This window comes from Bacillus sp. MYb209 (assembly GCF_002975175.1).
Classification (GTDB): Bacteria; Bacillota; Bacilli; order Bacillales; family Bacillaceae_G; genus Bacillus_A.
On the sequence record NZ_PCNZ01000019.1, the window covers coordinates 89,117 to 101,567 of the forward strand.

Annotated in this window: 9 protein-coding genes and 1 pseudogene; 2 read left to right on the forward strand and 8 right to left on the reverse strand. The window is 33.2% G+C overall.

Features of this window, described 5'->3' with window-relative positions:
- Positions 1-313: 313 nt before the first annotated feature.
- The 8 genes and pseudogenes from CQZ94_RS22270 to CQZ94_RS22305 all read right to left on the reverse strand — a co-directional run.
- The gene (locus tag CQZ94_RS22270) at positions 314-2,164 is read right to left on the reverse strand and encodes a hypothetical protein (protein ID WP_105587121.1); all 1,851 of its coding nucleotides are present in this window, start codon (positions 2,162-2,164) and stop codon (positions 314-316) included.
- Entirely contained in the window at positions 2,154-3,971 is a 1,818-nt protein-coding gene (locus tag CQZ94_RS22275) for an AAA family ATPase (RefSeq protein ID WP_142395905.1), read from the reverse strand. Before CQZ94_RS22275 ends, CQZ94_RS22270 begins: the two co-directional genes overlap by 11 nt.
- Before the next feature lie 107 nt (positions 3,972-4,078).
- On the reverse strand, positions 4,079-4,339 hold the full coding sequence (locus CQZ94_RS22280) for a hypothetical protein (protein WP_002085825.1): 261 nt from the start codon (positions 4,337-4,339) through the stop codon (positions 4,079-4,081).
- A 76-nt stretch (positions 4,340-4,415) separates the two neighbouring features.
- Positions 4,416-5,843 carry a basic amino acid/polyamine antiporter gene (locus CQZ94_RS22285; protein WP_105587123.1) on the reverse strand — a complete coding sequence of 476 codons (1,428 nt, stop codon included), beginning with the start codon at positions 5,841-5,843 and terminating at the stop codon, positions 4,416-4,418.
- Positions 5,844-6,056: 213 nt separating this feature from the next.
- Complete coding sequence (locus CQZ94_RS22290) at positions 6,057-7,568, reverse strand: ABC transporter permease/substrate-binding protein (RefSeq protein WP_105587124.1); 1,512 nt, start codon at positions 7,566-7,568, stop codon at positions 6,057-6,059.
- Between the two features lie 3 nt (positions 7,569-7,571).
- Positions 7,572-8,519 carry an ABC transporter ATP-binding protein gene (locus CQZ94_RS22295; RefSeq protein WP_105587125.1) on the reverse strand — a complete coding sequence of 316 codons (948 nt, stop codon included), beginning with the start codon at positions 8,517-8,519 and terminating at the stop codon, positions 7,572-7,574.
- 102 nt (positions 8,520-8,621) lie between these two features.
- Positions 8,622-9,179 carry a YdcF family protein gene (locus CQZ94_RS22300; RefSeq protein ID WP_105587126.1) on the reverse strand — a complete coding sequence of 186 codons (558 nt, stop codon included), beginning with the start codon at positions 9,177-9,179 and terminating at the stop codon, positions 8,622-8,624.
- Positions 9,180-9,242: 63 nt separating this feature from the next.
- A pseudogene (locus CQZ94_RS22305) lies at positions 9,243-9,806 on the reverse strand (MFS transporter); the annotation flags it as partial.
- Between the two features lie 309 nt (positions 9,807-10,115).
- On the opposite strand from CQZ94_RS22305, the gene CQZ94_RS22310 reads away from it, so the two are divergent.
- Both CQZ94_RS22310 and CQZ94_RS22315 read left to right on the forward strand, forming a co-directional pair.
- Positions 10,116-10,949 carry a cytosolic protein gene (locus CQZ94_RS22310; protein WP_105587128.1) on the forward strand — a complete coding sequence of 278 codons (834 nt, stop codon included), beginning with the start codon at positions 10,116-10,118 and terminating at the stop codon, positions 10,947-10,949.
- 81 nt (positions 10,950-11,030) lie between these two features.
- Positions 11,031-12,080: a hypothetical protein gene (locus CQZ94_RS22315; RefSeq protein ID WP_105587129.1), complete on the forward strand. Its 1,050-nt coding sequence runs from the start codon at positions 11,031-11,033 to the stop codon at positions 12,078-12,080.
- Positions 12,081-12,451 lie beyond the last annotated feature (371 nt).

Sequence of the window (12,451 nt, forward strand, 5' to 3'; positions counted from 1 at the left end):
TACCCGCCTTTCCCATCGCCGTTCTTTTTTTGATAACGCTTTCACTTACTATCATATAAGAACAAATCTTCGTATGCAACTAAAAATATTTATGTCTTATTATATTCTGCAAATTGAATTAAATTCCTATTTCACACTCTTTTCCCCCGCATGTACCATTTCTTACTTTCTTATACAATCATACATACAAAGAAAGTTAATTGCTCTAATAAACGATGTTTATCATTTCAAGTTCGCCCCATGTTATGCTTATTTCCTTATGGCATATAATTCTTCTTAACCTAAAGAAATCCTTCATTAAAAAGGATTTCTTTTACATTTTATTACTTTTTAACCATTTCTCAAAAATTTGAATCATCCCATGCTTCCCAGCCAACTTCTCTTCTCCTTGTTTCGTTTTATATGGATATAGTTGTAAAAATACTCCACAACCGGATTCAATTTTTTTACTATGCATATGGCTACCTGGATATACACAAATCACTTCATAAATCGCTCTTCGCTTAAAAATTCGTTTACCATTCTGTTCTTCTACATACTTAATAGACCAGTATTTATACATTTGCTCAGTTGCTTTCGTATTACCGACAGGCTGAAAAATATTGTACATAGGGCTGTATTTCACTTCGATAATAATAGAAGATTTATATACATACTTCTCTTCTTCCTTTACATAACAATCTAAACGAATATCCGGTTTCTTTGTGTCCTCTCCATTATAAAAATTACTTCCTTTGCTTAGTGCAATAAGAGGGTGTGTTTCAATTAAATCATTAAACGCGACGTGCACTTTTATATCATCTCGATGTAAAATCACTGTCGTTCCATCTTGTAATCCGTCTAAATAAAAATGTTCTTGTATTTGTTCACGGATAGGATTCTTATCTTCAAATCCGATTTGTTCTAATATAGAAATAACGATAAAAAAAGCGTAATACTCATACACTAAAAACGTTGGTTTATATACGAATAATAAAGATGGGGGTTGTTCCGTATGTTGCGGTAACAATTCTAAATGGTGGATTAATTGTTGATGTGGTATAGATAAAGTGTTCGAATTAATGGTAGCTGTTTCAGAAACTTCCCGCCAAAATGGAGAATACAATACATTTCGAAAGTATTGCACGCTTTCATATACGATATGAGCTAATATTTTATATTCTTGTATTTTCACAGAACTTTTCCGTAAATCTGCTTCTTTCAATAAATGTAGATTTCTATATTTTTGTTTTTCCCTATCCGTCACGGATCCATTTCGTTCAATCGTTTTCATAATTGTTTTAACAGCTTGAAATTCGTCTGACTTTTTCTTCTTTTCTCCTTCTAGTATTTCAATAGTTTTACGTACAAAACTTTCTGCTTCAAGTAAATAATAATAGAATTGCATCGTTTTAAATTTAAGAAATGCATTTTCAATACTATTTTTTTGCTCCTTAAATTTACGGTTGTAATATTTCGCATAAAGCTTTCTTTCTGTCATAATGGCAGTTTTTCTCGTTGTCTTCCGCTCTTTCCTTTCCCATTCATATTCGTGTACAAATTCCGCATTCGATTCTACTTTCTTAAAAATTTGTTTTATTCTTTTCATTTTTTGTGGCAACTTTCTTAACAATACCAAATAAGAAGAATCTTCAATATCGCTAAGTGCTGAGAAAGTTTTCTTGTAATAACCTCTATCTAAAATTAACTCGTTTAAAATTGACTTCACATAATCTTGAATCATTTCAAATTGGTCATCAAAAAAGTTTTTAGGAACAACTTGAAACGCACCATAATAAGTTTTATCTTCTATACGCACTTCAAAATGATATAATCCACAGCGCCACGGATAAAAAAATTCAGTTTTTCCATGTTCATACACTAATACTCTTTGTTTTTTTTCATTTAATTCATATTGTGACTCTTTTATATTCTTTTGTCCCTCATATACTTTATTCCATATGAATGTAATATCCATTGGATTTTGATAATGGAAATGCAATTTCAGTGGTTTTAATTCCTGTACTTTATAAATACATTGAACTAATGCTGTAGTAGACGTACAAAGCCGGTTTAAAAGGATAAAATCGCCTTTCCCCTCAGTACCAATAATTAGCTTCAATACAAACGGGAGCGTTTCTTTCGTATCGACGATTGCTGTTTCATAACGCTCCTCATTTTGCATAGCCATACAGCTCCAGTTCTCTACGCTTTTGTCTTATATAAGCTAAAGAATGTTCAAATGTAGATACACGATTTGCAAGCGGAGACTGTAAAAGTGGTATCAATGTCGCTCCCCTTTTTGCTTCTTCAGAAAGTAGAGAGCCCACTGTCATTTCTGTCCCCCTTAATTTCGTTAATACACGCTGCTTTATTTGCAAATCAAAACCTTCTTCCCTGCTAATCATATAGGACTGATTATTTTGGAACGGTATATTTTGCAAATACGTAGCGATTGCGCTTGCACATCGGAAAGAAATTCCTTTTGAAATATCGTGTGATGATAATACATCATGTAACTTATCCAATAACTCTAATTCCTCTTCAGTAAACACTTCGATCATCTCTTTATTCCTAAACCAATTGAGTCGAAATTCTCCCGTTGTTACTTTCAGTGGGGGCTGCTGAACAACTTTCTCATGTTCTATATTCATCTCGCAAAACGGAATTTTTTGTAATGTAATCAAATTTGTTCGATCTAATAATCGATCGGAAAGCTCTTTCGTCGTTTCATCAAAATTTACAGTGCCTACGAAAATAATATTCTCACCAATTTCCACTGAAGGTGGAATTTGATTTTCTATTTCTTGTACTTTCTCATACAAACTCAAAATACGATTTTTCTTTTCAAGTTGAAGAACAGATAGAAACGGAGTAAACCAATGCTCAATATGTGACATGTTCATTTCATCGAACACAATTATATACAATTGATTTGGGTTTTCTTTAGCCTCTAACAATGTCCGAACTAACTTCGTTTCACTTTCAATAAAATTACCATTCGGATGAAGGTAACCGAGAATATCATGTGGTTCTTGATACGATGGTGAAATCGGAATCCAAATTAATTCTTCACCATAACGTAATCCAAGTGCTTCTGCATAAGCTTGCACAAAGCGTGATTTCCCAACACCTGGTATACCACTAACAATTGTTAACATATTGGTTTTAACACTAATGTGAAAATTATATATATCTGTATCATCCAAATATAGCCCTTTATTACGAACCATACTTTGTACATACTGTAAAAAAGAGGATTCACGCTCATCCCATTCCCAGTCCTCCTTTTGCATTTTAATATCTTCTACTTCAACTAACTTACCTTCTTCAACAATTCGTTTATTTAGTTGGTCATACACATTTTCACTTACAAAATATAAATGATCATCTACTGCTATTTCTACATGTTTCATCCAATCGTCTATTTCAATATATTTGCATTCTTTTCTTTGCTCAAAATATGAAATTGAACTTATTGATGATTTTAACGATAAATTTCCATATAGCCTTCCTTCATGCCACAATAATTCTGGAGGCTCAAAGTCTTTTGGTAATTTAGGCATAAGAAATGATAAGTAACCATTGCTTAACTTCCGTTCCAAAGACGCTCTCTTTTTATAATTTGAGACCTTTGGTGAAGGAATCAATTTATATGAAGATGCTATTTCCCGAGGCTCTTCTGTGCATATTAATTCCAGAAATAAATTTCCACGATCATAATAAAGACGAAACATAACCAGTTGCTTTTCTACTTTACGCTTCTTTAAATCAGTAAAGATTTTTTCATTCTTTTTATTACTGCATAATCCTTCAAACAAATATTTTCCAGTCGGAAATAACTCTTGTAAAGTTAAAGGTATTGGAGAAAGACATTGTACAAAGAAATTTTTCCCATTCTTCTCTCCCTCAGCTTTTGCAAACCTCCCAATAAACCTCATATAATACATTCGCTTTATAAAACTTGGATGAAGAGCTTTATGTAATTTCAACGTAGTCACCTTCTTTTTTTCATACTATTCTTATTGTATGAACTACAATCTAAAACTAGAAATAAAAAACCTGACGTCATCCGTCAGGTTCAAAATTAAAACATATATTAATGAGATGGAAATGCTTTTTTTTCTTGTAAAATGGCATTATGAGCGATTTTCATTTTAGCAAGTACGTACCGTAATCGATCTTCGGCATTTTCATCTTTATTTTGCTGCAAACTCGCCAAATTCTCTACAGAACTCGCTAAATTTTCAATCACGCCTCGAAGTTCAGGATGATGATTAAAAAAAGATTCTTGTACTAATACTTTCCTTAAATCACTAGCTAAATCCATAATTCTAGACAACTGTTCTTTTTCTTCCATTTTCATCCCTCCTGAATATCTTATGTATTAAATATTCTCTAGACAAGGAAAAAAGCCCTTTAAATTAAAAGGACTTTTACATTTTTATAGTTCCTGTCAGTAACATATAAAGTGATGTGATAGCTGCAATAACAATTGCCCACATCACATATCTCTCTATACCTACAAAACAACGATTCCCTTTTTCTTTTCTTGCAAACATGTACACGATAATCCCGATTCCATATACAATCGAAACAAGTAATAAATTCTTTAAACCAGCTGCATAAATTAACCATACAGAGTATAGGGAAGCAATTAATGCTAACAATCCATTTTTTACTCTCGCAACTTTCAGCTCTTTCGTGATGACTAATTTCAATTGAAATAGCGCTGATAATAAATACGGTAATAAAATTGATGTTGACGCAATAAAATACATAATTTGATATGTCGATTCTGAAAACAGAACGATTATAAATATAATTTGGGCAACGATATTTGAAATCCATAATGCCATATGCGGCGTTTGCTTCTTATTTGTTTTCGTAAAGACTTTCGGAAATACTCCATCTTTCCCTGCTACGTGAGAAATTTCAGAAACAAGTAAAAACCAGCCAATTAATGTACCTACAAGTGACGCAACTAATCCAATATTAATTGCCATTGCACCCCATGGCCCAACAACATGTTCTAATACATGTCCCATTGAAGGAGTCTCTAATACTGAAAGTTCTTTTCTTGTCATAGCTCCCATTGACAGAACAGAAATTAAAATATAAATAGACATTACTAAAATAAGTCCAAGTACTGTCGCTTTTCCAACGTCTCTGCTATTTTTTGCTCTTCCAGATAATACAACTGCTCCCTCAACCCCAATGAACACCCAAAGCGTTACGAGCATTGTATTTTTCACTTGACCAAGTACAGAGGAAACTGAGATTGTTCCTTCGCCCCAAAAGTCATGTGTAAATGTATCCCAGCGAAATGCCGTTACCATCACGACAATAAATAATACGATCGGAACTAACTTTCCAATCGTTGCGATAACATTCATAATGGACGCTTCACGAATTCCAAATAAAATAAGAAAATGAAGTGACCATAATAAAAGAGAAGCACCAACGATAGACGCAGCGTTATTTCCTCCTTTAAAAATCGGGAAGAAATAACCTAATGTACTAAACAGTAACATAATTGTTGCGACATTTCCTAAAATCCCTGCCAACCAGTATCCCCACGCACTGTTAAAACCAATATACTCACCGAATCCAGCTCGTGCATAACTATAAATCCCGCCCTCAAGCTCCGGTTTTTGTCTTGCTAATGTTTGATATACGAGCGCAAGTGGAATCATTCCCATCGCTGTAATACACCAACCAATTATTGTTGCACCACTATTTGCTCCTACTGCTAAATCATGCGGTAAACTAAAAACACCGCCACCAACCATCGTTCCAACTACTAATGCGATTAATGGAAAAAATCCTAACTTCTTTTCTATCTGTACCACCCCATCTGTCATTCTAGGTGCTATGTTCGTTCAACTATTAAAGTCACCTTTTTCTCTAATAGACGTTTCTCTTATATTCTTTCAGGAAAACATTACTTATTCTAAAAGAAAATGAAGAAAAATGGAATACTTTTTTGAAAAAATGTATAAGTATGCACGAAAAAACCGTTCATTTTGTTATGAACGGTCATTTCACACATATAAAATTGTATATTTTTTGTAAAATTAACGAAGTAACTTCTCTTTTTGTAAAAATTGTTTCGCTACTTCTTCACTACTTTTACCATTTACATTTACTTCATAATTCATTTTTCGCATTTCTTCATCTGTAATCTTTCCAGATAATTTATTCAGTACTTTTTCAAGTTCAGGATATTTCTGTAACGTCTCTTTTCTTAATAATGGTGCTCCTTGATAAGGCGGGAATAACCCTTTATCATCTTTTAGTACTTTAAGTCCATATTGCTCCAATTCGCTATCAGTTGAATATGCATCAATTACGTTAACATCACTCGATTGAATTGCACTATAACGTAGTTTCGGTTCCATCGTTTTAACATTTGAAAACTTATAATTATATAATTTTTGCATACCTTTATAACCATCTTCGCGATCAGCAAATTCTAATGTAAATCCAGCCTTAGCCTCCTGTGCAATATTTCTCAAATCAGAAATTGTATTTATATTATATTGATTTGCTATATTTTTCGGCATGGCTAGTGCATATGTATTGTTATACTCCATTGGTTGTAACATTATCATATTATATTTCTTTTCCATTCCGATGCGGGCCTGCTCGTATACTTCATCACGATTTGTACTCTTCGGTTCTTCTTTCACGAAAGTAGATAAAGCTGTTCCCGAAAATTCTGGGTATATATCTATTTCTCCTGATTTTAATGCTTCAAATACAAATGCTGTTTTCCCAAGACCTGGTTTTAATTCTACGTGTAAATCTGTATCCTGTTCAATAAGCTGCTTATACATTTGAATTAAAATTTCTGGTTCAGATCCTAGTTTGCCAGCAATAACAATATCTTTCTTTTGTGTATTCCAAAGAAATGGTGAAACGACAACTACGATGACAATACATACCGTCAATATAACGCGCTTAGGAGCGCGTTTTGGACGTTCAAGCATGCGAAGTACTATATCAAAGAATAAAGCGAGTAACGCGGCTGGTACGGCTCCTAAAATGATAAGTGCATGATCATTCCGGTCGATACCGAGTAATATGAGCTTACCAAGTCCGCCAGCACCTATTAAAGCTGCTAATGTTGCCGTTCCAACAATTAATACCATCGCAGTGCGAATACCAGCCATTATAATTGGCAATGCAAGTGGAAGTTCTACCTTCCACAATCTTCTCCAGCTATTCATCCCCATAGCTTTTGCTGCTTCTATAAGAGATTCATCTAATTCCCGAATTCCTGTATACGTATTTCGTAAAATAGGTAATAGTGCATAAACAACTAATGCGATAATAGCCGGAAGCTTTCCGATTCCTACTAATGGAATTAAAAGTCCAAGTAAAGCAAGTGATGGCACTGTCTGCATAACAGCAGAAGTCCCTATTATAAATTCAGCCATTCGTTCTTTTCTCGTTAATAAAATGCCAAGCGGCACCGCAATGATTACTGCAAAAAATAATGAAATAAGCGATATTTGTAAATGCTCACTTAATGCACTCAGCAATTCTACTTTTCGTTCTTGGAACGTTTGAATAAAATCAGTCACTGTTTAGCCTCTCTCCTTCATTTGTTCAACAATGTAATTTACTATATGACGACTTGTTAACGCTCCAACATATCGACCATTTTCTTCAACCGGTACAGAACCTTCAGCTTGTACGCGGACTAGGGCTTCTTGTAAAGGAGAATTTAAAGATAAAACATTCCCTTCTAATCGTATACTATCGTCTAGCGGCAATACATCTTCTACAATCTTCCCTTCATACCAAGGTCGTCCACGATTTCCAATGAACTCCTCTACAAACTCATTTTTCGGATTATGTATAATGCCCTCAGGTGTATCTAATTGAACTACTTTTCCTTCTTTCATTATACAAATGCGATCACCAAGTGATAATGCCTCTTGCATATCATGCGTTACAAACACTATCGTTTTTTGGATTTTTTTTTGCAATTGTACAATGTCCTTCTGGAGCTGTTCCCTGCTTAATGGATCTAAAGCACTAAATGGTTCATCCATAAGAACAATTTTCGGATTAGCAGCTAACGCCCTCACTACACCTACACGCTGCTTCTGCCCTCCCGACAATTCATCGGGCATGCGATCACGATATACATCTGGTTCTAAGCCAACCATATGTAGCAGTTCATCAACACGCGCTTTTATTTTATTCTTACTCCACTTTCTCATTTCAGGGACAACTGCAATATTTTCAGCAATTGTCATATGTGGAAACAGCGCAATTTGCTGCAGTACATACCCGATATTCCAACGCAGTTCGTTTATATTATAATCTTGAATATCTTTTCCATCGATCAAAATTGATCCTTCCGTCGTTTCAATTAAACGATTAATCATCTTCATTGTCGTTGTTTTCCCGCAACCACTCGGACCAATGAGAACAAAGAATTCTCCTTTTTTAATTTCTAAATGTAATGAATCAACTGCTTTTGTGCCATCTTCATACGCTTTTGACACATAATTAAACTGAATCACAAACACAACTCCTTTATTGCTGTTTCCTTTATTTTGATGGAATACGGACTTCATTTCAAATGATACGCTTTATTATATAAAAAAAGAGCCCTCATTTGAGCTCTAGCGATCGAATAATATCGTCTTCATAATAGCAACATATTCACGTACATACGCTTTTTTCTTGGAACGACTCGGTGTTTCAGCAGCCAAAGCTTCCATCTTTATTCCTAAACGCTTTGCAATTATTTTCGTTCGATATAAATGATACGTATTACTTACAACTACCGCATGCTTTACATCATATAAATCCATACTAAACTTTAAATTTTCATACGTATTTGTAGAGCGGTCTTCAATTAAAATACGACTCTCATCTATACCGTGTACCATTAAATAGTTTCTCATACTATGAGCTTCCGGTATATCTTCATCTTCCCCTTGACCACCTGAAACAATTACTTTCACCTCAGAGTGAGAGTATAAATATTCCAACGCCACATCCAAACGGTTTTGAAGAGATAAAGACGGTCTATCTCCAAATAACTTTGCACCTAATATAAGAACGTATGGAGAGTGATTACTCAATTTTTCACGAGCAACTTTATTCATTCGAAACGTCATATAAATGATGTATAGCGGAGGTAGTAATAAGATTATAAGCAATATCCATTTGTTCATAAAAAAGTTAACACTCCCTTTCTTTTTATTATATAGAAAAAGAAAAGGAGGCAGAATTATTTTTTAAACAATTGATTTCTTAGACACATTCGCTTCCATTTTACGTTTTGAAATTACATAATAAAAAGCAATCCCTAATGATAGGATCAATATACAGCTTAGTACGTAAAACGGGACCATTACCCCTGCTTTAGATACGCCTGCCGTAAACAACATTAATAATACAATTCGAATTCCTGTACCAATTAATCGAAATAAGCTGTCCACACGTCCCATTACTTCATTTGGGATTTCTTCCATCATCAATACATTTCTCGCCACTCTTGTTCCAGCATTTCCAATCGCATGAAAAATCGCAAGTCCATATAATAACATAATGGAAGGCTCAATAATCATTGCGGTAATTGAAATTACATAAATGAACATCGTCATAACGATTGAAACTTCTATTTTGACATATTTCATCATGATTGGAATACTTATTCCCGCAATAACAGCCCCAACACCGTACATCATGCCTTCTATCGCGTATACAGAGGCACTAGCTTTGAGTATATCTGAAATATAAACTGGTATTAAATAATTTGCCATCATGACACCGATAAACGGCATATAAGTCGCAAGTAAAATACTTGCAGAAACAAATGTACTAAAAATCAACTAAAAAGCTGATAAATCAACGTTTTTTATAACTATAAAAATCACAAATAGTCGTTTGATTTTACACATTTGTTACCAAAACGTTACCACAAAACAAAAAAGCACAGCGTGTATAAGTAGTGTTGGTAGCACTCTTATACCGTCCGCCTACTCTCGATAGGCAAACACTTGCTGTACTCTTACGAACTATTTTACAGTACGTAAGGGCTCCTTAGCAACAGTTTGCTTACACTTGGCATTCTGTTGCTTTTTTGTTTATACAAAGGGGCCTATATAATGAAGAAACGTATCGATGTTATCGCAAATGAAGTATCCTTCCACAACTTATCATCATTCACAGATGTGGAAGAATTAAACAAAACTGTACGTACATACCGTGACACTATCCGTATGTCTATTAAGCGTACCGATGTACAATCTAAACTAATTGCATTACTTGAAATTTTAAAACGCCACAGTTGTAAATATGTAGGTGTTAGTTTCCTATGCAAAAATAGAATTGCTGCAAAGATGGAAGTTTCATATAAAACTGTACAACGTTTAATGAAGAGACTTGTGGATTTAGAGATGATTAAGCAAGTTGCTATGAAGAGAACAAAAGATATGCTTCAAACTTCTAACGCTATTATCATTCAACCAATTGTGGAAGAAATGTCCGACAAGGTAGATACAAAAAGTCCTACAAAGTGTCCTACCATTAAAACAACCCCTATTTCCTTAAAACAAAATATAAAAGATATAAACAAACGTAATAGTAATAAGAATAGCAATACTCCAGAAGAGAATATTGAACAAGCTGATTTTGTCGCTCACTGGGTACCAGAACGTTTTGTTTCTTTAACTAGCTCTTTTTACAGTGAATCTAAAACAATTCAAGAACTGTGGAAGGTCGTAAGACAATGCAATAAAGTTACAAACTTCTCTACAGGTGATAAAGCATTTGATAAGGACCAAGAGCTTACAATCGGCTTAAAAGCTATTAAAGAGTTTGTTATGAAAATTAAATCTGGTACAAAAATGAATAGGGGTAAATTTGCTTATTTCAATGGAATTGTAAATACCTTAATGGACAAGTTCTACTTTGATAGCGAGTTTATGGGAAATAAGTAATAATTTCCATATAAAAAGTGTTATAATATTCATTATTATATTTTTAGTTAGTTTAAATTTCAGAGGGAGAATTTCTATTTTATGAGGATTTATGAAGCGATTATTTTATGTATGAAAACTTTCGCAAGATATTTGATTACAAAAATAAGAGAATATAAAGTGCATATGTTTGTGATTTTAGTAGTGCTAGCAATCTTTATTTGTGCATTTAGTTTAGAAATAAGTAATAACAAAGCTAATAGTTTTTTAGATAAGAGTTTCTGGTTGGATAGTCTGTTGCCAAATATAATAGCTGACATGATAGGAATAATTTTCACTTCTTTTATTATAGCGGGCTTATTTTCTCGAAATAACAAACGAGCAGAGGAAAAAAGAATTTATGGTATATTAGGGAAAGACTATCAAAAGCTAATTAATATTTTAAATAGAAACTATTTATATTTATTAAAAAAAGATGAAATATATTTATCTTCTTTCATTACAGATTACCCTATCAATTTCGAATTAAAATCAATAGCAAGGAAAAAAGATTCAACTATTGATTTTTCTTTATTAATTAAAACTTATAAGGCATGGGATGTCTCAACAGGTAGCCTAGTATATGATAATTTTATTACGATGGTTCCTAAAATTGAAGAATGGGATAATCTCGTTTGGGATCACTTAAAGGATGTCGAGGAGTTATTTCGCAGAAAAAGAAAAATGGAATTCAAATTAAAACAATTGGATGAAAACTCAGATGAATACAAAATGAAAATGCTTGAATATGATAAACTTAAAATAGAACTTCAGGACGCAGTATTTATAGATACATCAATAGATAATAATTTATTAGATGTAGATGTTTCTGACGCTTTCACTGCTTGTTCCAAACTTTATAAAAGTAAAATTCAAGAGTTTTATGACAAATACAACTTTATAATCCCAATTGATATAAGAGTGTCATTTGCAGAATTAGAAAAAAATTTGCTACATGCTTCGGGTACAATTCATTCCTATACCCGCCCTTTGCCTTCTAGCATTGCTGAAAACGTTAATACTGATGAACTTAAGAAAGAAATTTTACGCACTCTTGTAATTATCTCTCAAGAACTTGTACATCTATCAGGATATTTCAAAAATGTTAAATGATTATAAGATAATTATTGTGTAAAAAAGAACTTGCGGACAGTAATTGTAAATGAAATTTTAAAAGAAGCATTTATATAAATAAAACCGTCTCTTATTCAGAGTCGGTTTTTCTTTCTTTAACATTACATTTAGATTCTGCCTTGAACACCCCTATATCTCCAAAGCTTTTGAAGTATTTATAATCTCATTGGAGATGACGAACATAGATGTACAAACAAAAATAATTGTATGTACTGATGCTTTTCGATTAAATATGAAATTTAAAGTCGATGAATTTGTTGATGTGAAATAATACAATATTTACAGTTGTTGCATCAAATTGGTATGATTTAGGTATCACTTCAAGGAGGTCATTACATGAGTTACGATAC